This window comes from Corynebacterium sp. ACRPJ (assembly GCF_022347345.1).
Classification (GTDB): Bacteria; Actinomycetota; Actinomycetes; order Mycobacteriales; family Mycobacteriaceae; genus Corynebacterium; species Corynebacterium tuberculostearicum_D.
Window position 1 is genome coordinate 1 of sequence record NZ_JAKRNC010000008.1, and the last position, 25618, is coordinate 25618.

28 protein-coding genes and 1 tRNA gene are annotated in these 25618 nt (G+C 60.9%); 14 read left to right on the plus strand and 15 right to left on the minus strand.

Translation table 11 applies throughout. The features are described from left to right. A partial coding sequence (locus tag MHY08_RS06635) for an IS3 family transposase (RefSeq protein ID WP_239236105.1) occupies nt 1–87 on the plus strand: 87 nt, incomplete at its 5' end. Between the two features lie 131 nt (nt 88–218). Here the strand turns inward: MHY08_RS06635 and purB are convergent. Together purB and purD are read right to left on the minus strand one after the other, a co-directional pair. After that, entirely contained in the window at nt 219–1649 is a 1431-nt protein-coding gene (gene purB / locus MHY08_RS06640) for an adenylosuccinate lyase (RefSeq protein ID WP_005325782.1), read from the minus strand. Between the two features lie 41 nt (nt 1650–1690). Continuing rightward, on the minus strand, nt 1691–2965 hold the full coding sequence (purD, locus tag MHY08_RS06645; protein WP_204611001.1) for a phosphoribosylamine--glycine ligase: 1275 nt from the start codon (nt 2963–2965) through the stop codon (nt 1691–1693). Between the two features lie 35 nt (nt 2966–3000). Between purD and MHY08_RS06650 the strand changes: the two genes are divergently transcribed. Continuing rightward, nucleotides 3001–3429, plus strand: coding sequence for an HIT family protein (locus MHY08_RS06650; RefSeq protein ID WP_005325778.1), 429 nt, complete (start codon nt 3001–3003; stop codon nt 3427–3429). Here MHY08_RS06650 and MHY08_RS06655 read toward each other — a convergent pair. The 3 genes from MHY08_RS06655 to MHY08_RS06665 form a co-directional block, all read right to left on the minus strand. After that, a complete protein-coding gene (locus MHY08_RS06655) occupies nt 3426–4931 on the minus strand; it encodes a cell wall metabolism sensor histidine kinase WalK (protein ID WP_239236106.1) in 1506 nt (501 codons plus the stop codon). The genes MHY08_RS06650 and MHY08_RS06655 overlap by 4 nt on opposite strands. A gap of 12 nt (nt 4932–4943) precedes the next feature. Next, nucleotides 4944–5648 (minus strand): response regulator transcription factor, encoded by a 705-nt coding sequence (locus tag MHY08_RS06660; RefSeq protein ID WP_150850895.1) that lies wholly within the window; start codon nt 5646–5648, stop codon nt 4944–4946. Nucleotides 5649–5834: 186 nt separating this feature from the next. Next, nucleotides 5835–7580 carry a pyruvate dehydrogenase gene (locus MHY08_RS06665; RefSeq protein WP_239235996.1) on the minus strand — a complete coding sequence of 582 codons (1746 nt, stop codon included), beginning with the start codon at nt 7578–7580 and terminating at the stop codon, nt 5835–5837. A gap of 172 nt (nt 7581–7752) precedes the next feature. Between MHY08_RS06665 and MHY08_RS06670 the strand changes: the two genes are divergently transcribed. Then, nucleotides 7753–9264 (plus strand): MFS transporter, encoded by a 1512-nt coding sequence (locus MHY08_RS06670; RefSeq protein WP_239235997.1) that lies wholly within the window; start codon nt 7753–7755, stop codon nt 9262–9264. After that, on the plus strand, nt 9230–9784 hold the full coding sequence (locus tag MHY08_RS06675; RefSeq protein WP_005325753.1) for a TetR/AcrR family transcriptional regulator: 555 nt from the start codon (nt 9230–9232) through the stop codon (nt 9782–9784). The genes MHY08_RS06670 and MHY08_RS06675 overlap by 35 nt, the downstream gene beginning before the upstream one ends. A gap of 225 nt (nt 9785–10009) precedes the next feature. Here the strand turns inward: MHY08_RS06675 and MHY08_RS06680 are convergent, their stop codons facing one another. The 8 genes from MHY08_RS06680 to MHY08_RS06715 all read right to left on the minus strand — a co-directional run bounded on the left by MHY08_RS06680 (nt 10010) and on the right by MHY08_RS06715 (nt 14699). Next, a complete protein-coding gene (locus MHY08_RS06680) occupies nt 10010–10993 on the minus strand; it encodes a WhiB family transcriptional regulator (RefSeq protein ID WP_301438108.1) in 984 nt (327 codons plus the stop codon). 139 nt (nt 10994–11132) lie between these two features. Then, a complete protein-coding gene (locus tag MHY08_RS06685) occupies nt 11133–11657 on the minus strand; it encodes a hypothetical protein (protein ID WP_239236001.1) in 525 nt (174 codons plus the stop codon). Nucleotides 11658–11670: 13 nt separating this feature from the next. Then, the gene (locus MHY08_RS06690; RefSeq protein ID WP_239236003.1) at nt 11671–12399 is read right to left on the minus strand and encodes a hypothetical protein; all 729 of its coding nucleotides are present in this window, start codon (nt 12397–12399) and stop codon (nt 11671–11673) included. 13 nt (nt 12400–12412) lie between these two features. Then, entirely contained in the window at nt 12413–12856 is a 444-nt protein-coding gene (locus MHY08_RS06695) for a hypothetical protein (protein ID WP_239236005.1), read from the minus strand. An 80-nt stretch (nt 12857–12936) separates the two neighbouring features. Then, on the minus strand, nt 12937–13884 hold the full coding sequence (locus tag MHY08_RS06700; protein ID WP_239236007.1) for a helix-turn-helix domain-containing protein: 948 nt from the start codon (nt 13882–13884) through the stop codon (nt 12937–12939). Between the two features lie 45 nt (nt 13885–13929). Continuing rightward, nucleotides 13930–14124, minus strand: coding sequence for a hypothetical protein (locus MHY08_RS06705; RefSeq protein WP_239236009.1), 195 nt, complete (start codon nt 14122–14124; stop codon nt 13930–13932). A 39-nt stretch (nt 14125–14163) separates the two neighbouring features. Next, the gene (locus MHY08_RS06710; protein WP_239236011.1) at nt 14164–14442 is read right to left on the minus strand and encodes a hypothetical protein; all 279 of its coding nucleotides are present in this window, start codon (nt 14440–14442) and stop codon (nt 14164–14166) included. A gap of 68 nt (nt 14443–14510) precedes the next feature. Continuing rightward, entirely contained in the window at nt 14511–14699 is a 189-nt protein-coding gene (locus MHY08_RS06715) for an AlpA family transcriptional regulator (protein WP_239236013.1), read from the minus strand. 155 nt (nt 14700–14854) lie between these two features. Here MHY08_RS06715 and MHY08_RS06720 point away from each other — a divergent pair, with 155 nt between their 5' ends. Next, nucleotides 14855–15445 carry a hypothetical protein gene (locus tag MHY08_RS06720; RefSeq protein ID WP_239236015.1) on the plus strand — a complete coding sequence of 197 codons (591 nt, stop codon included), beginning with the start codon at nt 14855–14857 and terminating at the stop codon, nt 15443–15445. Beyond that, nucleotides 15402–16586, plus strand: a complete 1185-nt coding sequence (locus tag MHY08_RS06725; RefSeq protein WP_239236017.1) for a tyrosine-type recombinase/integrase — start codon at nt 15402–15404, stop codon at nt 16584–16586. Before MHY08_RS06720 ends, MHY08_RS06725 begins: the two co-directional genes overlap by 44 nt. 68 nt (nt 16587–16654) lie before the next feature. Here MHY08_RS06725 and MHY08_RS06730 read toward each other — a convergent pair. Beyond that, nucleotides 16655–16727 (minus strand) — tRNA-Thr (locus MHY08_RS06730). A 150-nt stretch (nt 16728–16877) separates the two neighbouring features. Between MHY08_RS06730 and MHY08_RS06735 the strand changes: the two genes are divergently transcribed. The 5 genes from MHY08_RS06735 to otsB all read left to right on the plus strand — a co-directional run bounded on the left by MHY08_RS06735 (nt 16878) and on the right by otsB (nt 21848). Continuing rightward, complete coding sequence (locus MHY08_RS06735; RefSeq protein ID WP_239236019.1) at nt 16878–18614, plus strand: threonine/serine exporter ThrE family protein; 1737 nt, start codon at nt 16878–16880, stop codon at nt 18612–18614. Between the two features lie 86 nt (nt 18615–18700). Next, nucleotides 18701–19072 (plus strand): hypothetical protein, encoded by a 372-nt coding sequence (locus tag MHY08_RS06740; protein WP_005325749.1) that lies wholly within the window; start codon nt 18701–18703, stop codon nt 19070–19072. Nucleotides 19073–19086: 14 nt separating this feature from the next. Further along, entirely contained in the window at nt 19087–20529 is a 1443-nt protein-coding gene (locus tag MHY08_RS06745) for a trehalose-6-phosphate synthase (RefSeq protein WP_239236021.1), read from the plus strand. After that, nucleotides 20526–21047: an META domain-containing protein gene (locus MHY08_RS06750; RefSeq protein ID WP_239236023.1), complete on the plus strand. Its 522-nt coding sequence runs from the start codon at nt 20526–20528 to the stop codon at nt 21045–21047. Before MHY08_RS06745 ends, MHY08_RS06750 begins: the two co-directional genes overlap by 4 nt. A gap of 18 nt (nt 21048–21065) precedes the next feature. After that, nucleotides 21066–21848 carry a trehalose-phosphatase gene (otsB, locus tag MHY08_RS06755; protein WP_239236024.1) on the plus strand — a complete coding sequence of 261 codons (783 nt, stop codon included), beginning with the start codon at nt 21066–21068 and terminating at the stop codon, nt 21846–21848. A gap of 26 nt (nt 21849–21874) precedes the next feature. Here the strand turns inward: otsB and MHY08_RS06760 are convergent, their stop codons facing one another. Then, nucleotides 21875–22972, minus strand: a complete 1098-nt coding sequence (locus MHY08_RS06760; RefSeq protein WP_239236025.1) for a LacI family DNA-binding transcriptional regulator — start codon at nt 22970–22972, stop codon at nt 21875–21877. Nucleotides 22973–23022: 50 nt separating this feature from the next. On the opposite strand from MHY08_RS06760, the gene MHY08_RS06765 reads away from it, so the two are divergent. Genes MHY08_RS06765 through MHY08_RS06775 form a run of 3 tightly spaced genes read left to right on the plus strand, consistent with a single transcriptional unit; the run spans nt 23023 to nt 25611 of the window. Then, nucleotides 23023–24018, plus strand: a complete 996-nt coding sequence (locus tag MHY08_RS06765; RefSeq protein WP_005325735.1) for a metal ABC transporter solute-binding protein, Zn/Mn family — start codon at nt 23023–23025, stop codon at nt 24016–24018. After that, nucleotides 24018–24719, plus strand: coding sequence for a metal ABC transporter ATP-binding protein (locus MHY08_RS06770; RefSeq protein ID WP_239236027.1), 702 nt, complete (start codon nt 24018–24020; stop codon nt 24717–24719). Before MHY08_RS06765 ends, MHY08_RS06770 begins: the two co-directional genes overlap by 1 nt. Next, nucleotides 24697–25611, plus strand: a complete 915-nt coding sequence (locus tag MHY08_RS06775) for a metal ABC transporter permease (protein ID WP_204610989.1) — start codon at nt 24697–24699, stop codon at nt 25609–25611. The genes MHY08_RS06770 and MHY08_RS06775 overlap by 23 nt, the downstream gene beginning before the upstream one ends. Nucleotides 25612–25618: the final 7 nt, after the last annotated feature.

Sequence of the window (25618 nt, forward strand, 5' to 3'; positions counted from 1 at the left end):
TACAACACCGAACGCATCCAACAACGACTCAAGGGCCTGACCCCGATGCAATATCGAAATCAGACCCTTGCAGCCCTAACCGCCTAGAATTAAACCAGTCCAACTTTCGGGGGCCAGTTCAGTGGGATTCGGGGACTATTTGATCGAAATGCGAAAAGTGGGGCGCACCGCGACAGGCAGGGCGCACCGCGACAGGAAGGCGCCCGGTGCGGTTCGAATTAAAGGATCTCGCCCGGGGTATAGGCCGCGGCCTTGGGGTGCTCGCCTACCAATGCGTTGATGCGGTTGAGCACCTGGCTGACCTGGGACTCGGCGGCGCCGATGAAGGCATGCTTATCGGCTAGGGCGGCCTCGAGGTCGGACTCGTCCATGGGCAGGCGGTCATCGGCAGCAAGGCGCTGGACCAGGTCCTGCTCGCCGCCGTTTTCGCGCATATTGAGCGCGACGGCCACGGCGTTTTCCTTGATGACCTCGTGGGCGGTCTCGCGGCCCACGCCGGCGCGCACGGCCGCCATGAGGATGCGGGTGGTGGCCAGGAAGGGCAGGTAGCGCTCCAGCTCGCGGTCGATCATGGCCGGGAAGGCACCGAACTCGTCGAGGACGGTGAGGAAGGTTTCGAATTGGCCGTCGAGGGCAAAGAAGGCGTCGGGAAGCGCGACGCGGCGGACGACGGAGCAGAAAACATCGCCCTCGTTCCACTGCTGGCCAGCGAGGTCTGCGGCCATGGTGAGGTAGCCGCGGAGGATGACCTGCAGGCCGCCGACGCGCTCGCAGGAACGGGCGTTCATCTTGTGCGGCATGGCGGAGGAGCCGACCTGGCCTTCCTTGAAGCCCTCGGTGACCGTCTCGTTGCCGGCCATCAAGCGGATGGTGGTAGCCAGCGAGGACGGGGCGGCGCCGAGCTCCACCAGGGCGGAGATGGCGTCGAAGTCGAGGGAGCGCGGGTAGACCTGGCCCACAGAGTTGAAGATGCGGTGGAAGCCCAGGTAATCCGCGATGGCCGTCTCCAGGGAGGCGAGCTTGTCCTCGGAGCCACCCATGAGATCGAGCATGTCTTGGGAGGTGCCCATCGGGCCCTTGATGCCGCGCAGCGGGTAGCGTGCCAAAAGATCTTCGACGCGCTCAATGGCCAGCAGCATCTCGTCGCCGGCCGTTGCGAAGCGCTTGCCCAGGGTGGTGGCCTGCGCGGCCACGTTGTGGGAGCGGCCGGCCATGACCAGGGACTGGTACTCGGCGGCGTGGCGGCCGATGCGGGAGACCACGGCGATGGCCTTATCGCGGATGATCTCCAGCGAGGTATGGATCTGCAGCTGCTCCACGTTCTCGGTGAGATCGCGGCTGGTCATGCCCTTGTGAATGTGCTCGTAGCCGGCCAGAGCATTGAATTCTTCGATGCGGGCCTTCACATCGTGGCGGGTGACGCGCTCGCGCTCCGCGATGGACTCAAGGTTCACGTCCTCTACCACGGCCTCGTAGGCATCGATGGCCTTGGCGGGGATGTCTACGCCCAGATCCTTCTGGGCGCGCATGACCGCAATCCAGAGCTTGCGCTCCAAGATGATTTTATGCTCCGGGCTCCAGATATTGGACAGCTCCGCGGAGGCATAGCGGGAGGACAGGACGTTGGAAATCTTCTTCTTTTCAGCCACGTGGCTATTATTCCATGCCTGCCCCGCCGCGGGGTGAAGGGTTAGAGAGAAATCTCACCGTCTTCTGCTCGCTTGCCGATGTCCCGGCGCACAAAGCCACCCGCAAACTCGATGCCGTCGACGGTGGCGTAGGCGTCTGCGCGGGCGTCGGCAAGCGTGGCACCCTTGCCCAGCACGCTGAGCACGCGGCCGCCCGCGGTGCGGTAGGCGCCGTCGGTATGCACGGTGCCGGCGTGGAGGACGCGCTGCGGATCGTCCAGGGCGGCGCCGGTGATGGCATCGCCCTTGCGTGGGGAGGCCGGGTAGCCCTCGGCCGCCATGACGATGATGACGGCGAAGCCATCCTCCCACTCCAGTGGCGGGAGCTCGGAGAGGGTGCCGGTGGCCGTGGCGTGGAGGGCCTCAGCCAGCGGGGACTTGAGCAGGGAGAGCACTGCCTGGGTCTCCGGGTCGCCGAAGCGGCAGTTGAACTCGACGACGGCCGGGCCTTCTTCGCCCCAGGCCAGGCCGGCGTAGAGCAGACCGGAATAAGGGGTGCCGCGGCGCGCCATCTCCTTGGCCACAGGGGTGCAGACCTCGTCCACGATGCGCTGCACGCCGTCCTGCGGCAGCCACGGCAGCGGGGTGTAGGCGCCCATGCCACCGGTATTGGGGCCCTCGTCGTTGTCATAGGCGCGCTTGTGATCCTGAGCCGGCAGCAGCGGGACGACGGTCTCGCCATCGACTAAGCAGAAGAGAGAGACTTCGGGGCCATCGAGGAAGGATTCCAGCAGCACCGGGTTGCCGGCCGCGAGGACGGCATCGACGTGGGCGCGGGCGGCGGCGCGGTCTGGGGTGACCACGACACCCTTGCCGCCGGCCAGGCCATCGTCTTTGACCACGAACTGCGGGCCGAAGCGGTCGAGGGCGGCTTCAATGTCGTCCTCGGTGGCGCCCGGGCGCAGCTGCTCCGCGCGGGCGGTCTTGACGCCGGCGGATTCCATGACGTCCTTGGCAAAGGCCTTGGATCCCTCGATCTGGGCTGCCTCCTTGCTAGGTCCGAAGACAGCGATGCCGGCCGCGCGCAGGGCATCGGCCACGCCGGCGACGAGGGGAACCTCAGGGCCGATGACAACAAGGTCCGCGGCGATGCTCTGGGCGAGCTCTACCATGCGATCAGCGTCATCTACCTGGGAGTAATCCGGGTGGACGGTAGCGAGGGCGGACATGGCCGCGCTGCCTGGCGCGGCGTGGATTTCGGTGCTCTTAGGGTCGGCGGACAGGCCCTTGACTAGGGCGTGTTCACGGCCGCCCGAACCAATTACGAGAATGCGCATGCCCACCATCATAACTAGCGGGTAGCCTGGCACACATGGCTTCTGTATTTACAAAGATCATTAATGGTGAACTACCCGCTCGCTTTGTCTACCGCGATGAGACCTGCGTGGCTTTCCTCTCCATCGAGCCGCTGCGCTACGGCCACACCCTGGTCGTGCCCATCGAGGAAGTAGATAAGTGGACCGACCTGGATCCCCAGACCTGGGCCCACCTCAACGAGGTCGCCCTGGAAATCGGCGGCGCTATCAAGACCGCGTTTGATACCCCGCGCACCGGCTACATCATCGCCGGATTCGATGTCCCGCACACCCATATCCACCTCTTCCCCACCGAGAAGATGGAAGAGTATGACTTTGCCAAGGCCTTCGACGCTGAGAACACCGACGATGCCGCGATGGATGAGGCGGCCGCCCGCATCCGTCAGCACCTCGGCTGCAACGAGGAAGGCATTCGGGAGGACTAGGTCTCAGAGGGGGCGTCGGCAAGCGCGGGTAGGCGCACCGTAAAGGTGGTGCCGCGGCCGAGCTCGGAGTCGACGCTAATGCTGCCATCGTGCTGCTCCACCAGAGAGTGGACGATGGCCAGGCCCAGGCCGGAGCCACCCGTATCGCGGGTGCGCGAGGTATCCGCGCGGTAGAAGCGCTCGAAGATGTGCGCCGCATCTTCCTGGGACATGCCCTTGCCGTCATCGCTGACATCGACCAGCACATCATTGTCCTCGCGGCGCAGGCGCAGCGTCACCGTGGCCTCATCGCCGCCGTGGCGGATGCCGTTGGTCACCAGGTTGAGCAGCACCTGGTGCAGGCGGCTGGCATCGCCATTAACCACCGGGATGGACTTGGCGTCATTGGCCACCTTAATCTCGCGGCCGGGGAAGGCCGCACGCGCGGAAGAGCCCACGGACAGGGCCAGCTCCAGCAGGTCTACGGGGTGCAGGTCTAGGCGCGTGCCCTCGGCGCGGGTAAGGGCCAACAGGTCCTCTACCAGCAGGGACATGCGCTTGGACTCATCATCGATCTTGGAAAAGACCAGATCCACGTCCTTGGTGGCGCCGGAGCGATAGAGCTCGGTATAGCCACGCAGGCTGGTCAGCGGCGTGCGCAGCTCATGCGAGGCATCGCCGACGAAGCGACGCATCTGTTCCTCTTTCTCTTGCGCGCGCACGACGGAGCGCTGCAGCTGCCCCAGCATGATATTGAGTGCGGCGGCCAGCTGGCCCACCTCGGTGTGCAGCGGCCATTTGGGAACACGCTTGTCTAGGTCGCCTGCCGCGATTTCCGACGCCGTCTTTTCCACCACCCGCAGCGGCCGCAACGCCCTGCGGATAAACCAGAACCCCACGGCCGCAATGGCGGCCAGGGCGATGGCGGCAATGGTCACTTGGACCATGGCTAGGCCGTGCAGGATTTCCTTCTCGTGGGTCATGTCCTTAGCGATGACCGTGATGACACCATTGGAGTCCGCGAAGGCGAGCGCGCGCCACTTGGTGTTGTTCTCGATGGAACCCACGGTGGTGGGATACCCACCGAGCGGGATATTTTCCGCATTCGGGGTGGTCGAGGATGGCCCCGAGTAGCGGATGGTGCCATCGGGCAGGTAGTTCAGCACCACGTATTCGGTAGGCGGGCGCTTGGTGTGATCGCCGATGAAAAAGTCATTGCTGATATCGCGCGCCCATGTGGTCGACGCGGCGCGCAGCTCATCATCGACGTTGTTGAAGAGGACGTTGCGCATGATGGAATTCACCGCAAAGGACGAGCCCGTAATGCCGAGCCCGGAGACCACGACGAGGAGGATGACCAGCCACGTCCGCAGCGGCATGGCCTGCGGAATCTGGGAAAACATCCGCCGCTTGGAGGACTTTTTCTCCCCTTCGCCTTGCCCCAGGCCCTCATGCCACATGGACTGCGGGCGCGCCGCTGCCGGTGCAGGTGCCTGGTCCTGGGTCTCCTGTGAATCTTCCATCACTTAAGCACTTTAGGAGCGCGGGGTGCGCAGTACATAACCCACGCCGCGCACGGTGTGGATCAGCTGCGTCTCGCCGGTATCGATCTTGCGGCGCAGGTAAGAGATATAGGACTCGACCACGTTGCCATCGCCGCCGAAATCGTAGTGCCACACATTGTCCAAAATCTTGGACTTGGATAGCACCACTTCCTTGTTTTGCATGAGGTACCGCAGGAGGTTGAACTCGGTGGGCGAAAGCTCGATGAGCTCGCCGGCCTTGGTGACCTCATGGGTGTCATCATTGAGCGTCAGATCTGCATAGCTCATGGTGGCATCGTTGGTGGATTCTTCCGCTGCGCCGCCGCGGCGCATGATGACGCGCAGGCGGGTGATAACTTCTTCCAGGCTAAAGGGCTTCGTCACGTAATCATCCGCACCGATGGTCAAGCCGTGGATGCGCTGGTCCACACCGTCCTTAGCGGTGAGGTAGAGCACCGGGCCGTCCAGGCCTTCTTGGCGCAGCTTGCCCAGCAGCTCGAAGCCGTCCATGCCCGGCATCATGACGTCCAGGATGTAGGCATCTGGGTTTACCTCGCGGGCAATGCGCAGCGCCTCGTTGCCGGAATTGGCGCTAAATACCTCGAAGTTCTGGAACTTCAGTGATACGGTAAGCAGCTCCACAATATTGGGTTCGTCATCGACGACAAGAACCTTGGCGAGTTTAGTGTCTTCCATGTTCTCCTCAGACTCCCTTAAAGGTTGTGATTTTCTAACACGTCATCATGGCACGCTTGCTTTCCAGCCTACTGAAGAGTTTCTGTCTGAATCCTGTGAACGTGGATGCTCGGCCTGCTCGGCGCAAAAGAAAACCACGCCCCTCCCCAGGTGAGGAAGGGCGTGGCAGCTAGCGCAGTGCGCTATTTAGAAGTCCTGCGGGCGCGGGATATTGCGCAGGTTGGACTTTGCCATGGTGATCATCTGCCCAACGCCACCGTCCAAAACGGTGCGGGTGGCAGCCTTGGAGAAGCCCATGAGCTGCTCGATGGTCAGCGTCGGTGGCAGGGAGAGGGCGTTGGGGTCAGTAACGACGTCGATAAGAGCCGGGCCGTTATAAGCCAGCGCCTTCTTGATCTGCTCCGGTGCGTCCTTCGGATCCTCGATGCGGAAGTGCTTGATGCCGGAAGCCTCTGCAATCTTGGCAAAGTTGACGGAATCGTGGTCGGTCTCGTGCTCCGGCAGACCCTGCACCAGCATCTCCAGCTTGACCATGCCCAGGGAAGAGTTGTTGAACACGAACATCTTGATAGGCAGGTTGTGCAGCTTCACGGTGAGCAGCTCACCCATCAGCATGGACAGTCCGCCGTCACCGGAGAAGGTGATGACCTGGCGGCCCGGGTTAGCGGCCTGTGCACCCAGTGCCTGCGGCAGGGCGTTGGCCATGGTGCCGTGGCGGAAGGAGCCGATCTGCTCGCGCTTGCCGTTGGCGGTGATGTAGCGAGCGCCCCATACGTTGCACATGCCGGTATCGACGGTGAAGATGGCATCCTCATCGGCATTCTTGTCAATGAGGTCAGCAACGTACTCCGGGTGGATCGGGGTGTGCTTGTCCACGTTGGAGGTATAAGCCTCAACGACGTGCTCCAGCTTGCCGTAGTGCTTCTTGAGCATCTTGTCCAAGAAGGAGCGATCCTTCTTCTCATCCACGTGCGGCAAGATGTTCTCGATGGTGGCGGCTACGTCACCGGTGACCGGGTAGGAAATCTTGGTGCGGCGGCCGATGTGGGAGCCGTTGATGTCCACCTGTGCCACGTTGGCATCCGGCAGGAAGTCGTTGTACGGGAAGTCGGTACCCAGCAGGATGAGCAGGTCAGCCTCGTGGGTGGCCTCGTGTGCCGCACCGTAGCCCAGCAGGCCGTTCATGCCTACGTCGAACGGGTTCTCGTACTGGATGTACATCTTGCCACCCAGGGCGTGGCCGATGGGAGCCTTGATCTTCTCGGCCAGCTTGAGCACCTGCTCGCGGGCATCCTTGACGCCGGCGCCAACGAAGAGGGTGACGGACTTAGCCTCGTTGATGGCCTGGGTCAGGGCAGCAGCCTCGGCCGGATCCGGGAAGACGACCGGGCGGCCAGCAGAGATCTTGGACTCGACGAAGGAGTCATCCTCAGCGTCCTGCATGGAAACGTCACCCGGGATAACGAGGACGGATACGCCATTGCCGGCCATGCTGGACTGGATGGCGTGGTGCAGGACAACGCCGCCCTGCTCAGCGGAGTTGACCATCTCGCAGTAGCCAGAGCACTCCTGGAAGATTGCCTCTGGGTGGGTCTCCTGGAAGAACTTGGAGCCGATCTGGCGAGATGGGATGTGGGAAGCCAGTGCCAGCACCTTGGCGCCGTTGCGGTGGGCGTCGTACAGGCCCTGAATCAGGTGGGTATTGCCCGGGCCGCAGGATGCAGCACATACAGCCAGCTTGCCGGTGGTCAGGGAGTCTGCCTCGGCAGCGAAGGCTGCTGCTTCCTCGTTGCGGACGTGAATCCACTCGATGGAGGAGCGACGAACGGCATCCACGATCGGGTTCAGGGAGTCACCGACGAGGCCATAAATGCGCTCGACACCCTGCTTTTCCAGGGTGTCGACTAGCTGTTCTGCATAGTTACGTGCCATTAAAAATCATCCTTAACTCTTAATTGGTGTTAATACCACTGTGCTACTTAGACCGCAGGAAAGTCCACTCATCTCCTATACACTCACACACTGCACCTAGCTGTGAGGAAGGCAATACTAACCTATCTTCGGCTGCAAACTGTAACGACCGTTCGGTACTGTTTACTGCGCTATGAGTATCCACCCGCCCCGCGCACAAGACCACGCCGCTGCGGCCTCCACGGCCGCCCAGCGGTGGTCTTTCTGCGCCGTCATCTCTCTGGGGTTACTCATGGTTGGGCTGGATAATTCCATCCTCTACACCGCATTGCCGCAGCTATCGCAGCAATTGCACACCACCGATACCCAGCAACTCTGGATTATCAACGCCTACGCGTTGGTGCTCTCCGGCCTCCTTCTTGGCGCCGGCACGCTGGGCGATCGCACCGGCCACCGGCGGATGTTCCTCATCGGCTTGGCCGTCTTCGGCGGCGCTTCCCTGCTCGCCGCTTATTCCCCCAGCGCCTGGACGCTGGTTGTAGGCCGCGCCTTCCTGGGCTGCGGCGCCGCCATCATGATGCCGTCGAGCCTAGCGCTAATCCGCCTGACCTTTCCCGATGAGGTGGAGCGCAACACGGCCATTGGCATCTGGGGTTCTGTCGCCGTCATCGGCGCGGCGGCTGGCCCCACCGTGGGCGGCTTCTTTTTGGAGCATTTCTGGTGGGGCTCGGTCTTTTTGCTCAATGTCCCGGTTGTGGTCGTGGCCATTGTGCTGACCTGGCTCCTTGCCCCGCCAAACGCTCCGAACCCCCTAAAACACTGGGACTTCCCTTCGTCCCTGTATTCCCTTATCACTCTCGCCAGCCTAGTGCTGGCCATCAAATCCCTGGCACATAATTGGCCGGTGAGCGCCGCCGCAGGCATCGTCTTCATCTGCGGCGCGCTCGCCTTCGGCCGCCGCCAGGCTCGCTTGTCAGATCCCCTGCTGACCTTCGACATCTTTGGCTCCCGTATCTTCAGCGGCGGGGCCCTAACGGCCGGGGGTGCCATGTTCGGCCTCGCCGGCCTGGAGCTGCTGAGTACCCAAAAGCTGCAGCTTGTCGACGCCCTCTCACCCCTTCACGCCGGCCTCATCATCTCCGCCATGGCACTGTCTGCCATCCCTACCTCCATCCTGGGTGGTGCCACCTTGCATCGCGTGGGGTTCCTCCCACTCATTAGCGGCGGATTCTTGCTCATGGCCGCCGGCATGGCCCTGGTGGTGGTGAGCCGGGGCGAGACGCTTCCCCTACTCGTCTCCGCCCTAGTGCTCACCGGCCTCGGCGCGGGCCTTGCCATGTCCGTGTCCTCCACCGCCATCATCAATGCCGCTCCCCTTCATCGCACCGGCATGGCCTCGGGCGTAGAAGCGGTTTCCTATGAATTCGGCACCCTGATCTCCATTGCACTGACCGGCACCCTCGTCCCTCTCCTCATGGCCCGCGAATTGCCGCCCCACCTTGCGGAACTGGGTACCGACGCGCTGTATCACCCTGCTTCCCACGCGGCCGCCGCGAGCGCCTACAATGCCGGATATCTTTCCACCATCGGCGGCCTAGCTTGCTTCGCCTTGCTCCTAGCCGCGATAACCGCCTGGTGTTTCCGCGATAACCCGAAATCAGGAGATCCCTATGCCGCGACTCAACAAAAAGACCGCAGCCCTTGAAGCTGCGCTCGACATCATCGCTGCCGAGGACGTCTCTGGCTTGACCTACGAATCCCTGGCGCAGGCGACCGGCATGTCCAAGTCCGGACTCATTTATCACTTCCCTACCCGCCATGATCTGCTCGTAGACTGCCATGGATTTTGCGCCGCACGCTGGGAAGCAGAACTCGAGAAGCTGGCCGGCGGCCACCCGGCAAGCGAGCTCAGCTGGGCCGAGCGCTCCCGTGCGCTCGTATTGTCAATGGGCAAAAATGATCCGCTCATCAAGCTTTTGATGTGCGTTCATTCCCAGACCCACCCGGATTTTTCCGCCCAGTGGGCCGAGGTGGATGCGCGCTGGATGGTCGATCCTTCCGCCGCCGAGACGGACGAGGATAATCTGCTGATCATGCTTCTTAGTACCGGCCTGTGGGTGCACGATCACCTCAACCAGCGCAAGCTATCCCCCGCTAACCGCCAGCGCATGGTCGACCGGCTTTTTCGACTTATCGACGCCCCCTCAAAAACCACCGAAGGCTAGGCCCACACCGGGGCCCAGCCTCCTTTTGAGCTGGAGACGAGACTTGAACTCGCAACCTACGCTATACAAGTGGCAAGTTTGTGCTAATAATTCAGGGAATGTAGCAACCCGCATTTTATGGCGCTTTATTCCCTCTACCTGCATTTACCGTACTGCATGGAACAGTTTGGAAAAGGGAACACTTTTTCAAAATAGCCAATAGATAGCCACCTCTCCGGGCTTAAATCAGAGCGCGGGTACGTCCGATTCAACTAGCCAATGACGGCCCCATTTATTGACCACTTCCACGCCCCGGCCATGCAACCTTGTCAGCATCTCCGAAACGGTAAGGCCGTACATCTCCGAAAGGTATTCGACGTTCACTACCTCAGCCACGGGTACACAAAGTTCCTCAGCGGCCTTAGCACGTGATTTCGCCTCACGTTCTTGAACTAGAGGAGACTCATAGCCGAATGCCCCAAGATTGACGTGTAAGTTCGCCGTCCTGCAGTAGGGGGATCTGTCCATCCTCCAGAGCGCTCCGCGCCTAGTAGCTCTGCCTCGCGTCTTTTCCGGGGTGAAGCCGAGCCACTTTGCCGCGTCTTTCAAGGGAACGATGTAGTCAACGGGTACGCCCTTTTCAGCGGCCATCTCTTTGCGCTTGCGGTCGATGTATTGGCGACGCTTCAGACGGGCTTCCCGCCCGTGGTGGTGGCGTTTCCGGTCAATCTCTTTCATTAGGCCGCGCCTTGCCCGGCGCTCCTCTTCAGGCAAGGAATCCAGATACGCTTGTAGCGCCGTCCTGCAGTCCACACAGAATTGACGGCTGTAATGCATGACCATGCCGGGCGGAATATCCTCCGGGGTACGTGTCCAGCTGTGTAAGGTTCGCCCGCAATTCAGGCATGGTTTGCCGGTCACATTCCCCTGTCTTTGAGCGCGGCCCTCATAGACCGGGGCGGCTACACCGGCAATCATCTCTAACTCAGCAACCGTGCTTTTGCCGCGTGTGACCACCCCGGCCATGATTACCCCGTCCGCTGGTAGTTTCTCCTCCGTCAAGATGCTGCCAGCCTGCAGGGCAAGGCGTGCACATTCTTTGCGCATTGGGCAGTGCTCGCACATACGGATAGCGGCGTTAATCGACCGCTGGGGAACATTGTCCGGGTCGATGAAAGCGCGGTTTCGGGTGTTAATGCAAGGCGCGTTAGTCAGTGTTGGGGCTGTCACCCCAATGTTGTATTAAAAATGCCGTGGCGGTTAGTTAGTGCAGGTCAAGACGTTTAAGTCACTGTTACTTTTGGCATGAAAAAGCCCGCCATTTCGGAAAGCAACCAAGCGAAACGACGGGCCTTTAGGGTCACGTGAGCTAGATCCGGTCTAGTGGGCGACCATACCAACCGGGTGTGATGGAACCCTTTTGCATCACGTTGCCATTGTGCATGTAGAACGGGGCGCGGTCTGTCACAATGTTGCCGTCCTCATCGCATTCTGGTTCGTCTAGCTGCCTTACAAGGTCGCGTAAGTTGCGATATGCTTCCACCTCCACGGCGCGGGCCTCACGGTAGGCAGGCAGGCCCTTAATCGCCTCAGCATGAGCCTCAGCGGCCTTAGCGGTGGCCTCCTCTAGTACGGCGTATGCCTCCTCCACCGCTTCCATCACAGCGGCCTGTTGGTCGGCATGGCGCTTATCGGCCTCAGCCTTAGACTTATCTACCGCTGCCTTTTCCTTACGGCGTGCTTCCAGCTCGGCGGTGTACTTATCTAGCTCACGGCGGGCTAGTGCCTCTTTCCAATCAGGAACCTCAGCGCCGCTGTTCCTATCGTCCTGCAGCTCAGCAAGCTGCTCACGGAGGGCTTTAAGGATGGCTTCTAACTGTTCGATGGTGCGCATAGTCTCTTGTCTCCTATTCCGTTGGGGCAGGGGTATTGAAAGCAGGTGCCGGGCGTAGCTTTTCAAAGCTGATATGGCTGTCCGTCTCCATATCGTCGCTGAAGTAATTGACAAGATAGTTCTTAATCTGGTCTAGCTTCATAGTGTCGCCTGCAGTGCTCAAGCGCGGGTTCTGCAGGGAGGTTTCCAGATCATCCAGTTGCTCATTTACAAGGCGGGCGGTGGTTTCAGCGGCGTTAGCGGTGTGCTGTGCGCTCCTCAGCGCCGGATTCTCCTCAGCTTCACACCCTCGCATTAACTCCGCATTGGCAATCCCACGGGCCTGCATCTCCTCGAACAACATGGTTCGGGCTGGAGACGGCCCCATCTCCTTAAACACCGATTTAAGGGCCTCAAGGTTGTTGTTGTCGCCGTCCGTCTTAGTAAGGTCTTCACGCTGCAGGTAACGCTGTGTTGCCATCTCTGCAGCCAAGGCCTCAGTCGAATCTTTGGCCCGTGGGTATACCTTGGCGTACTCCCCGGCCTGTTCCTTGGCTACGGCTTCTGGGAGGGCGGCGGCAGCCTTTCGTAGCTTGCTGATTGCGGCGGTGTAGCCGTGCTGGTCAGCTACTCGCTTCAGATGGTTGCGCTTGCCCTCGTCTGAGTAGTCAGGGTTCTTGGCGAACCACGTGATTGCCTTGTCCATCTCAGCGCTCAGGAACGTGAGCTGAGGCGCTAAGTTGTTGAAATTGAATGTGCTCATTGGTTTGGGTCTCCTATAGGTAGGCGTTCAGCGGGTCGAGCGCGTCCAGGGCCTTGTCCAGGGCCTTGTCCTGTTCTCGTTGTTGTGGGGTGCGGTCTCTGTGTTCGCCGTGCTCAGCGACATGCGCGGCAATCTCTAAATCACGTTGAATTGCGATAGCAGCCGCTGTGACGTGTTGACGAACGTCCGCATCTTCCCCCTCAGTACTCAGTGCCTTATCCAGCTCACGATGCGCTAGTGCTCGGAGCTTTGCGGCAACCTCATTGCGCTCATTAGCAGCCCGGCAGGAACGTACTCGCACGGCCATAGCAGGCACGCTTCCCTCCCACGTGATTCCTAGCTCTTGGCAGGCTCGGTCTACTTGGTAGGTGGTTACGCCTAGTTCTTTGGCGATTGCGTTTCGGCCCCGGCCTTGGTCATACAATTCACGGACTGCTCGGTAGTCAATACTGCTCACGTTTATCTAGCTCCCTTTTTTGTGATCTGTCAGCAGATTTCTTAGTTGTATCGACTCTTTTAGCGCGGTCTGAAGCGCATCTAAGCCGATTTAGCTGACGCTTGGCAGGTTGGGCAGGGCTTCACGAATTGATGGCCCCATTCGTCCTTGTGACCGGGTATGTACCTAGTTCCGTTGCAGGTGGGGCACTGGTACTGCTCCGGGTGATATTCACTCTGCGGGGCGAAGCGAGGAGGCAGATCGTATTCATCTTCCCAACGTTCACCCTCCAGCCATGAGGTTGGCTGTGGTACCCAATATTCACTCGCTTCGTTGTAGAACCGTTCTTCGTTAAAATCCTTTACACCTTGAATGATGGTTTCCGCGTCTACTTCCTCTAGACAGGCCTCGAATAGCTGGCGAGACTCTTTCTTTTTCTGGTGACGTGGGTACTCATCCCAGAACTCTGTAAAGGCCTCTTCAACGCTTTCGTAGCTCCCCAAGGCAGCTGCAATCTTTGGGTCAACCTCTGGTTGACCAATAAATTCTCCATAGTTTTCTAACTTGGTGTTTTTACTTGGTTTTCTTAAGCGACCCACTTCACCGGTACCCGGTAAACTGGGTTCCGGTGTTGAGCTGGGGGAATAGGAGGTTTCCGCTGGTGACTCCGCAACCCAATTATTGTGTTCCGGTGTTGTACTGGCGTTTTGCCCTGTATCCGCTGGTCGCCCCGCAACCCAATTTTTGGGTTCCGGTTGCGCAAAGATGGTGTAGATGAATTGCCCTCGCTTTCCTTTTTCTCCGGGTAGCTGGTCACGCCTGATAAGGCCCTTGTCTTCTAGTTCTTTGAGTGCCTTAGCGACGGTGTTTACAGAAACGCCGGTATCGTCGGATATTTGTTTCTTGTCGATTCGCCATCTCTCCCTATGTGATTTCAGAACTAGATAGACCGTTTTCGCTGTTGGAGTAATGCCCGGATTGCGGGCTATATCATTGGCGACGGTCAAGAACTCAGCGTTCAGTTCCGGCCCGTGTCTTATCGTTGCCATGCTTGTGTGGTCTCTTTTTCGTAGTGGACTTATCCCTGATTGCGGTTATGCCGCTGTATCGTCCGCCAGTGGTGTGAAGATGCGGTCTAGTTCTTGGCGGCGGTAGAGAATGCGGCGTGTGTCTGCAATGGACTTGTAGCGGGTGAGCCGCCCATCTTTGACCAACCGGCGTAGGTGGCGGGTGGTGGTGTGATAGGCGGCTTCTGCCTCTTGTGGGCTTATGTACTCGTGGTTTCGCATGTGGGCACTATGCCCAACCTTTAGCGGCGGTCAACGGCGCTAGGCGGCGCTTGGTGGCAAATCGTCCACGGGGTAAAGGCGGATAGGCGCATTTTCCTCTGCGATGCGGCGAGCTTCCTCCAGCCTTTCTATGAACTGGTCAATCTCTTGAACAGAAAAGTCCACCGGCCCCGCCCAGTCAGCAAAGGTAGGCAGGAGACGAATCACTGGTTCCCCGTCCCTTAGGTCGCGTTCTACGTCGATATTGAACAGTCCAAAGGGGGCGTTCGCTTCCACTTGGATAGGGGTTTCGCTAGTATTGGGGTGAATTTGGTGCATGGTGATTGTTCCATTTCTTCCCCCTTGTAGTTGCAGCTACTTGGGGGCTTTTCGTGTTTCGGGTGGGTTTACGCGGCTGCGATTTCGTTTTCCAGCCATTCTTGAACGTCCGTCTTGAGGTAGCGAATGCGCCCGGCGATGCGGATGTATTTCGGCCCCTTTTTGCGGCTACGCCATGAATTCAAAGTAGAGGCAGCTACACCAATCTGCTTAGCCGTTGCGGCGGTATCCAGTGTGTCGTTCTCAATGTTGAGCATGGTTACCTTTCTGATACATGCTTGCAATCGTATGTCAGTCGAGGCAATAAGCTTGCCCCAACAGTTGACCACAATACAGAATGTGACATATGCTTGCAAACGTGTCTCACCGAGACATAGTTGACTAACTAAATAGCGCGGGTGAAACTGGCTAGGTGAAATGGAAGCTAGATACCGGTTTGGATGAACCCCAAGGCGACTACAAAATTCAAGTAGACGCGGGTCGGGGAACAACACACATTGAGGGTGAGGGGGTAGCCCAATTCACTCACAATGAACCGGCCGGGGCATGTGCCACTTTTTCCATAGATGCGTCTGGAATTAGAATCACAAATCTGGAGTTTGAAGCTAATGAAGTAACCGTCCAATTGCTAAGGGACTTCAGTATCAGTGAGGCTAAACAGGCCATAGCAGAGGCGTTGGACAAGCGCTTTCCAGTGGAAAAAGATTCAGCCCTACGAGGCTCCTCATTGGCACAGCTAAGGGAAGAATGGCCCAATGGAAGCAACCTTGAAAAGCTGTTGATGATGGTTCGGGTTTCGTATAATCGTGCTGTCCAGCGCAATCTTCCCCCCACTAAGCATGTCGCTTCAGCGTTCGATGTGTCTAGGTCTACGGCCTCCCGCATGATTGCCAAAGCTAGGGAGGAGGGAGAACCACTAGCCGCACCCGTGCCTTATCCAGGAAAAAGGAAAAAGGCCAATGCCAAGAAAGAAACTACCCGTAGGGCAAATAGGGACGATTAGGTTTGAGGAAGTAGGCTACCGCCGCTGGAGAGCATTAGCCTACGTCCGCACCTTTGCCGATAAGCGCATCCGCGTCACTGGCACCGGGCGCACAAAAAGCGACGCTGAAGCCACCCTAAAAGCCAACGCCAACGATCGCGTCTTTGAGAATGCAGGGGCCATTATCGACGGCAACACCACCCTGCAAGGACTCCTAGAACTAACCGTAAAAGCTATGCGCGCTGGCACTATCGGCAATAAGAAACTACGCATCCAATCGGTTAACACCTATGAGCGCCAACTATCCCTTTTCGAGGGGGCGCGGGGCGAACGGGCGATTGGTAATCTTCGCCTCTGCGAGTGCGACAAGTCCATAATCGCCAACTGGTTAGTGAAACTATCTGAGCGCACCCCCGCTAACGCTAAGCTCGCCAAGATTCTATTATCCCGCGCCTATGACCTAACCGTTGTCCACGGCGTGAATGTGTGGCCTATCAACCCAACGCACGGGGTAAAGCTCCGGGCCAATGACAGTGCAGAATCTGAGCCGGTTGCTTTGTCCCTCGCTGAGATTCAACAGATTTGGGAGAATGTTCAGTCTTGGCAGACACCCTATAAACACACTGATTTGGTAGGAATAGTGGGCGCGCTTATCGCCACGGGATTCCGCCCGTCTGAGGTGCTGGCACTCCAGTGGTCTGATTTCCAGCTAGACGCTAAGCCAAAAGCTAAGGCGACGCTCTCCGGTGCGATTGTTAGGCAGGACGGGAAGCTAGTCCGCCAAGGCTATACAAAGACCAATAGCGGCTTTCGTACGGTTACCCTCCCTGATTGGTTCAGGGACATGCTCATTGAACGTTTGGTGAATGCCGATAACGTTCTTGTCTTTCCGAATAACCGGGGCGGGTTCCTAGACATTGTGAATGTTCGTAGACAATTTCGGGAAGCGCGGGGTGAGGTATTTTCTCACGTGAAGTTTAAGTCTTTCCGCTCCTCGGTTGCTACGGCCATTGAGAATGTGGACGGTGTGGAGGAGGCCGCTAGGCAGTTGGGTCACGCTTCCCCGGCGATTACGGGTCGCTATTACGTGAAGCGGGCGGCTGATGCCGGTGACCATACGGCGGTGTTGGAAATGTTTGCGCCTGCGCAAAGTAGCCAATAAATAGCCACTCTTACTACTTGTAAACGTTTACCCCCAAACTGTTTGTGCAGCTAGGGGGTTATCTTTTGAGCTGGAGACGAGACTTGAACTCGCAACCTACGCATTACAAGTGCGTTGCGCTACCAATTGCGCCACTCCAGCACCGCGGGAGAAATCCCGCTCGTTGCATAGTACCCGAGCACCGCCGCCGAGGGGAAAGCCGGTCCCCCATCTATGCATTGACAGGGTGCAGGGGCTAAAGTTCAGGCAGAATCAATCCCACATTCCCAGCGCTTTTCGAGGGTTATTTCCGTGTCATTTTTGTCCGCTATGCGGGAGCGCCTGCGCGCTTCCTCGGGCCAGGTAGCCATCATCGACGCGGCTAAAGCCGCACCGCCGCCATCCCCACTCGCCCCGGTCAATCTCCATGACGCCGCCCAGGTCACCGGCGTCATGGAGATCGCCGCCCGCATTGGTGAAATCCTCATCGGCGCCGGCACCGCCAACTCGGATGCCCGCGCCCAGGTGCACCTGGCAGCGTCGTCGTATGGCTTGCACTACTGCCACGTGGATATCTTGATGAATACCATCACCATCCACACCACCATCGGCACCGGCGAGCAGCGCAAGAACCTGCACGTCTTCCGCGTGGTGCCGAGCATTGGCGTGGATTTTTCCAAGCTCGCGGCCGTCGATAAGCTCATTCGCTCCATCCACTCCGGCCAGATGCCGCCGGCCATGGCGGAGCAGCGCCTAGACGAGATCGACCGCATGCCAGCGCCCTATAAGCCGTCCACGGTGATGCTCGGCTGGGGCGCGATGGGTGGCCTGATTTCCATGATGCTTGGCGGCGACCTGCTCGTCGGCGTGGTGGCGTTTGTGGTCTCCGCGTTCATCATGGGCTTGAACGCCTGGTTGGCCAATTACCGCCTGCCGCCCTTTTATCAGAATGCGGTCGGCGGCTTTTTCGCCGTCTTCCCGGCCGCCATTTTGTACAACGTCGCAGCCTCCTTCGGCATTAATTTCTCGCCCACGCAGATCATTGCCTCCGGCATCATCGTGCTGGTGGCGGGGCTGACGTTGGTGCAATCGCTTGTCGACGGCATCACGCGCGCCCCCGTTACCTCCTCCGCCCGCTTCTTTGAGGCGCTGCTATCTACCGGCGCCATCATCGCCGGCGTCGGTGTGGGCATCCAGCTGGCCGATTCGCTGGGCTTTAACCTGCCGCCGCTGGCCACGCTGGCCCCACCGGTCTACCACGAAATTCCACTGCTAGTGCTGCTCGGCGGCACGGGTTCTGCTGCCTTTGCGCTGGCCTGCGGCGCAGCCTGGATTGAGATCACCATGTCTGGCCTTACGGCCGCAGCCGGCATGATTTTCTATTACTTCGTGGTGGTGCCCTTCGGCGTCGGCCCGGTGATTGCCTCTGGTCTTTCCGCGGTGGTCGTTGGCCTCGCCGGCGGTTTGATGTCGCGCCGCTGGGGAATTCCGCCGCTTATCACCATGATCGTGGGTTATACGCCGATGCTGCCCGGCCTCATGCTCTACCGCGGCATGTACGCCTCTCTCAATGAGCAGATGATTACCGGCTTTACCAATATGGCGATGGCGCTGGCCATCTCCGGCGCCCTGGCCGCCGGCGTAGTACTGGGCGAGCGTGTGGCTCGCCGCCTGCGCCGCCCGCAGTACTTCCGCCCGTACACCACCTTCAAGCGCATCGGCCGCTTCTCCTTCCATAAGGCCACGCACTTGGCCCGCAAGGCCCCGCGCATCCCGCGCGTGCCGATGTCCCCGTTTGCCCCGCGCGTCAATCGCCCGGAGTTACCACCCAAGCTCGGGCCGAAGCCGCCGCAGCAGCACCCGCGCCACGAGGCCCAAAACCATGCGCCGCATACCCGCTCGGCCGCGGACCTGTGGCCGGAAGATTCCCAGTGGCCGGCGCAGCCGCAGCAGCGCGAGAAGACCACCTATACCGTGCCCGGCACCGAAACCTTTCGTGCCCAGAAACCGGAGCAACCGGGCACCGAATCCGGACCCGAGCGGCCCTAAACGCCGCCGGTAGCGTACAATATTTGCTCTGATAGCTTTTCTTGCAAGCGCTTAAGTAGTTTCCACAACGTTCAGGAGGACACGTCGTGCCACCCAAGGTCCAAGACACCCACCCACAGGCTGACCAGAATCACGCCCTTGAGGAGGAGACCTCCCGCGCAGCCCGCCGCATCGTGGCCACCTATGCGCAGGACTTCCTCGACGGCGTGACCCTGATGTCCATGCTGGGCGTGGAGCCAAAGGGCCTGGTGCACAAGAAGGTGCTGGCGGAGCAAGCCGATGCCGCTCCCAAGAAGTCGACCAAGAAATCCAGCAAAAAGTCCACGAAGAAGTCGACTAAGAAGTCCACCAAGAAATCGACGAAGAAGTCGACCAAGAAGGCTACAAAGAAGGCCACCAAAAAGGCGACGAAGAAGGCCTCCAAGAAGGCAACGAAAAAGTCCACTAAGAAGTCTTAAGTTATTCTTGCACCATGAGTGAGCGTGGCAATGACTTCGTGGTGGTGGCCAACCGCCTGCCGGTAGATCTGGAGACCCGGCCTGATGGCAGCCATACCTGGACGCCCTCGCCGGGCGGTCTGGTCACCGCATTGTCTCCAGTCCTCGAGTCCTACCAGGGATGCTGGGTGGGCTGGCCCGGTGTGGCCGATGCCGCACCAGAGCCCTTCCGCACCGATGCCGGCGTGCTGCTGCACCCGGTCAAGCTCACCGAGTCCGATTTCGAGGGCTTTTATGAGGGTTTTTCTAATGCCACCCTGTGGCCGCTCTACCACGATCTCATCGTCACCCCTACCTATGACCGCGATTGGTGGCACGCCTATCGCGAGGTCAACCTGCGTTTCGCAGATGAAGTAGCCGAAGTCGCCGCCGAGGGCGCCACCGTGTGGGTACAGGACTACCAGCTGCAGCTTTTGCCCGGCATCCTGCGCCAGAAGCGCCCGGATCTCACCATCGGATTCTTCCTGCACATCCCCTTCCCTTCTGCCGATCTCTTCCGCCAGCTGCCCTGGCGCGAGGAGCTCGTGCGCGGGCTACTTGGCGCGGATCTCATTGGCTTCCACTTGGAGGCCAATGCCCGCAACTTCTTGGAGCTTGCCCGCCGCCAGGGGCTCAACGTGGAAGGCGAGGCCAGCACCCGCGAGGTCACCGCGCATATTCGCCTGCCGCAGGGGCGCACCATCGGCGTGGGCGCCTTCCCCATTTCCATCGCCGCGAAAGACTTTGCCGCGTTCACTGGGGAGGAGAAGGGGGACGTCGCCAAGCTGCGCGAAGAGTTAGGCTCGCCCCAGCGCATTATTTTGGGCGTGGATCGCCTCGATTACACCAAGGGCATCCTGCAGCGGCTGACCGCCTTCGAGGAACTGCTGGACACCGGCGCGCTCGACCCGGAGGAGGTGACGCTGGTGCAGCTCGCCACGCCGTCGCGCGAGCGCCTCGACCATTACAAGGCCACCCGCTCCAAGGTGGAAGAAGCAGTCGGCCGCATTAACGGCCGCTTTGCCCGCGTGGGTCACCCGGTGGTGCACTACCAGCACCGCGGCGTGGCCAAGAGCCTCCTGCGCTGCTACTACCGCATGGCCGATGTCATGCTGGTCACCCCCTTCAAGGACGGCATGAACCTGGTGGCCAAGGAATACGTGGCCTGCCACGACGATGGCTCGGGCGCGCTGGTGCTCTCCGAGTTCGCCGGCGCGGCCGATGAGCTCAGCCAGGCCTACCTGTGCAATCCCTTCGATATCGAGTCCGTCAAGGCCGCCTTGCTCAATGCACTCAAGGCGCTTGACGACGCCCCCTCCACCATGACCCAGCGCATGCTCACCATGCACCAGCAGGTCACCGAGCACGACGTGCAGCTATGGTCCCAGTCCTTCCTGGGCTGCCTGCGCCAAGCCGAAAAACAGGAAGCGGGCGCATGATGTCTCGCTTTCCCCGCCTGGCCGCAGCGCCCATTGCCGCGACCTGCGCCGCCGCACTTCTGGCCGGCTGTGGTTCCGGCGACGAGGAGCCCAAAGCCCCTGGCGATGAGCAGATCTTGGATAAGCAGTGGCAGGTAGTCTCCATCAACACCACCCCGGATGCCGCCTCCACCATCCCGGAATCCATCCCGCAGGCGCCCACGTTGAGCTTTGGCGAATCCACGATGGTGGGCACCACCGGGTGCGCCCAAATGGTGGGCAAGGTGACCTATTCCGCCGATGATGAGCGCCAAAACATCCGCGAAGGCAACCGTCTCCACTTTGATGAGGTGGAGTTTGACGAGACCGCCGAGGATTGCCACGGCGCGTCCGTGTGGGCCGATAACCTGCTGCGCAACCTGATTTCCGCGGACCACGATTTCCACTACACCGTCAATTCCAATAACCAGCTGGTCTTGGAACTGGTTACCGATGAGGTGGACTCGCCGTCTATCAAGTTGGTTTCTCTAGGCGGTTAATTGCGTAGGCTGGAGGCCATGACGCTTTCAACTGCCATCAAGGCCCTTGCCGCCGCCGAACACCTCGCGGTGGTCTCGGATTTCGACGGCACGCTCTCCCCCTTCGCCACGTCCATCTATGAGGTCGAAATGAACCAGGAATCACTGCGTGCCCTGGATAAACTGGCCCACCTGCCACACACCACGGCGGCCGTGCTCTCCGGCCGCCACCTCGAAGGTCTCAAGCGCGTATGCCCGCTGCGCGAGCCCGTTCTCTTCGGCGGTTCCCACGGCGCCGAGTCCTCGTGGGAGGAAACGAAACTGACCCCCGCGATGCGCGAGCACCTCGCCACCAAGGAAGCTGAGATCCGCGCGATCATGGAGCGCTTCCCCGGCGCGGACATCGAGGTCAAGCCCTTCCAGCGCGTTCTGCACCTGCGCGCGCTCGAAGATTCCGATCCAGAAGCTGCCGCACAAGCATATGAAGCCGCTCTCGCTCTCGATCCAGGCGGCTTCCCCCGCACGGCCGGCAAGTCCGTGGTGGAGTTCTCCGCTACCCAGGCCACCAAGGGCACGTGGATTGAGAACTTGCGCGAGCGCACCGGAGCCACCGCCGTGGTCTTCTTGGGCGATGACGTCACCGATGAGGACGGTTTCCGCGCCCTGCACCAGCCGCCAGACGTTGGCGTCAAGGTCGGCGAGGGCGAGACCGCGGCCGTAGTGCAGCTTGCCGACGTCGACGCCGTCGCCCACTTCCTCACCGAACTCGCCGCCGCCCGCGCGGACCATGTTGGCCGCCCCGACAACGGCGGCGTTGCCTAACACGCCGCTGCCTAGCGAAGCGGCAGCTAACGCGGCGGCGCCACCGTCCTTCCGGCAGCGAAGCTGGTCGGCAGCACGCGCCGTAGCGCCGCAGTTTCGCTCGCGTCCGAATCCTCTGCGCCCGCGATGAGCTTGGCGAGCATGTGGCCGGCGGCCGCGCCCTTGGCCTTATTGGGTTGGACGATCGTCGTCAAGCCAAGGCGCTGCGCCGCATCAATGCCGTCGAAGCCGGTAACGGACAGCTCGCCGGGGACGTCGATGCCCCGCTCGCGTGCATAGGTCATCACGCCCAGCGCCATGGAGTCGGTGGTGCACAGGACGGCAGTGAGGTCTGGGTGGGCGTCGAGAAGCAACTGCGCGGCCGCCCGCGTGGTCTGCGCATCGTTGATGTGCTGGGTAACCACGGGCACGGTCTCCGGCGCGATGCCCGCCTGCGCAAAGACGTCCATGGCCCCCATGACCCGGGCGCGCTGCACGTGCATATCGGCGTCCTGTAGCTCACCCCACGAAATGGGGCCATCGTGGCGCTCGCGCTTGAGGCGAATCGCCAGCACACCAATCTTGCGGTGTCCGGCCTCCACCAGCGCGCGGGCGGCCGGGGCAATCGCCGCGCGGTCATCGATGCCCACGAACGGCAGGCCCGAATCCGTCGGCTGATCGCAGACCACCACCGGCAGCCCGCGGCCGCGCGCCGCCTCTAGGTAGGCATCCCCGGCCGCCACGGAGTAGACCACAAAGCCATCCACCGCGGCCGAGCCCACCAGGCTGGCCGCCTCCGCCTCACCCTCTGGGCCGGCCGGGATGAGGGTGAGTGTGGTCTGCGCACCGGCCGAGGCTTCTGCCATGCCAGCCAGGAAATCCACCGAGGCCATGTCCTCGAAGGCATAGGACAGGTGCTCGGTCAGCAGCACGCCCACCGAGCCCGCGCGGCGAGTGCGCAGGCTGCGGGCCGTAGGGTCCGGCCCGGGATATCCCCGCGCCTTCGCCGCCGCCAGGATGCGCTCGCGCGTTGCGGCCGAAAGCTGATCCGGCCGGCTATAGGCATTAGAGACCGTCGTGCGCGAAACACCCAGCTCGGCGGCCAGCGAGGCCAGCGTTTTGCGGGTGGGGCTGCGTTTCACCATGACCGCAAGCATACCCCGCGGCCGTATTTTCAATACATATTCAATTGACAATGGTTCCCATCAAACGCACACTGGAAACTATGCATACCTCACTTCGCGCATCCGCAGCCCTCCTCGCGGCCGGTGGCCTCCTGCTGACTGCCACCGCCTGCTCCTCCGACACCGAGGACTCGGCCGCCGAGCCGGGCGCCCAGAAGAAGATCTCCATCGTCGCGTCCACCTCCATCTGGGCCGACGTCGCCCAGGCCGTGGCCGATACCGCCTCCGGCGTGGACATCGAGGTCAAGCCCATCGTCGAGGGCAACGGCGTTGACCCGCACCACTTCGAGCCTTCCGCGGCCGATATCGCCAAGGCCGAGGACGCGGACCTGCTCGTGGTTAACGGCGGTGGCTATGATTCTTGGATTTACCAGGCCGTCTCCGACCAGGACAATATCGTCTCCGCCCTGCCGCTGACCGATCACGGCAAGCTAGCCGATGATCCTAATGTCATGACCATCGACGCTGCTAAGGCCACCGCCAAGAAGGACCCGGAAAAGGTCACCAATATCGAGGGCAACGAGCACATTTGGTACGACCCGGCCGCGCTCGACGAGGTCGCAGGAAATATCGCTGACCAGATCAACGAGCTCAATACCGATGCCAACGCCAGCACCGAGCGCGTGGACTCCCACGTCGACCGCCTGCGCGACAAGCTCAAGGAACTGCCGGGCGACCTCTCCTACGCGCAGACCGAGCCGATTGCGGACTACATCATGAAGTACACCTCCGGCAAGGACGTCACCCCAGAGGGCTACCGCAAGGCCACCATTTCTGAGGGCGAGCCCACCGCGGCCGACCTCGCCGCCTTCACCAAGGCGATTAAAGAGGACAAGGTAGACCTGCTCATCTTTAACCCACAGACCGAAACCGATACCGCCGGCCGCATCAAGTCCGCCGCGGAGGATGCGGACGTCTCTATCGTCGAAATCGGCGAAACCCCGCCGGATGGCAAAGAATTCTGGACCTACTATGACGAGGTCACCGATTCCCTGGGGAAGCTCTAGTGCTCATCCACTTCCATGACGCAGCGGTTGCCCCGCTGTGGTCCAGCCTTAACCTCGCCGTTGACCGCGTCGAGTTTATCGCCGTTTTGGGCCCCAATGGCGTGGGCAAATCCACCCTGCTCGGCACCATCTTGGGCACCCGCAAGCTCACCGCCGGCAGCGTCGACGTTAACTGCCGCGTCGGCTTCATCCCGCAACAACGCATGTTCCCGGCCGACCTGCCCCTGCGCGCCCGCGACTTAGTCTCGCTCTCGCTCGCCCACGGCGCTTTCCGACGCCGCCGCCCGCCCCGCCACCGCGTCGACGAGCTCCTGGCCGAAGTCGGTGCTACCGGCCTGCGCGACCGCCGCGTCGGCCAGCTTTCCGGCGGCCAGCAGCAGCTCATCCGCCAAGCCCAAGCGCTGGCCAACGACCCCGAGCTCATCCTCGCCGATGAACCACTGCTCTCGCTCGACCCGGCGCGCCAGCAGGCCACCGTGGACAAGCTGGATGCGCTGCGCCGCGAGCGCGGCACCTCCATCATGTTTGTCACCCACGGAATCAACCCGGTGCTCGGGGTGACCGATAAGGTGCTCTACCTCGCCCCTGGCGGCCATACCTTCGGCACGGTGGATGAGGTAATGCGCTCCGATGTCCTTTCCGAGCTCTACGGTTCCAAGGTCAACGTCTTAAACGTCGATGGGAGGCTCATCGTTGTCTAGCTTTATGGAAGACACCCAATACCTGCTCAGCGTGGATTTTGTACAGTCTTCGCTCATCGCCTCCGCGCTGCTGGGCATCCTGTCCGGCGTGATGACCTCGCTCATCGTGCTGCGCCAGATGTCCTTTTCCGTCCACGCCACCTCCGAGCTTGCGCTCATGGGTGCCTCGGCTGCGCTGCTCTTCGGCCTCAACCTCGGCTTTGGCGCCGTGGCCGGCGCCATCGTGGCCGCCATCATCCTCGCCGTACTGGGCTTTAAGGGCCAGCAAGACAGCGCCATCGGCGTGGTCATGAGCTTTGGCTTGGGCCTCTCGGTGCTGTTTTTGCACCTCTACCCCGGCAACGCGAATACCGCGATGACGCTGCTGACCGGCCAGATCGTCGGCGTCTCTTCCGCCTCGGTATGGCTCTTGGCCGCAACCACCGTAGTAATCCTCGCCGCCGTCGCCATCCTATGGCGGCCCATGCTCTTCGCCTCGGCCGACCCGGTCATGGCCCAAGCGGCCGGCGTGCCCACCCGCTTCATATCGGTCGCCTTCGCCGTACTCGTAGGCTTGGCGGCCGCACAGTCGGTACAAATCGTCGGCTCGCTGCTCGTCATGGCGCTGCTCATTACCCCGGGTGCGGCGGCCGTGCAGATCACCTCCTCGCCCCTGCGCGCGGTCATGTGGGCCACCATTTTCGCCGAGGTCTCGGCCGTGGGCGGCTTTGTACTGTCGCTCGCGCCCGGCCTTCCGGTCTCGGTTTTTGTTACCACCATTTCTTTTGTCATTTATCTGGTGTGCCGCCTCATTGGCTGGCAGCGCAATAAAAAGGCGGTGCGCGACGAGGTCGCCGCTCACCGCTTCCACGCCGACTGCCACAGCACCGCCGAAGAGCACCACGCCGACTAGACTGGGC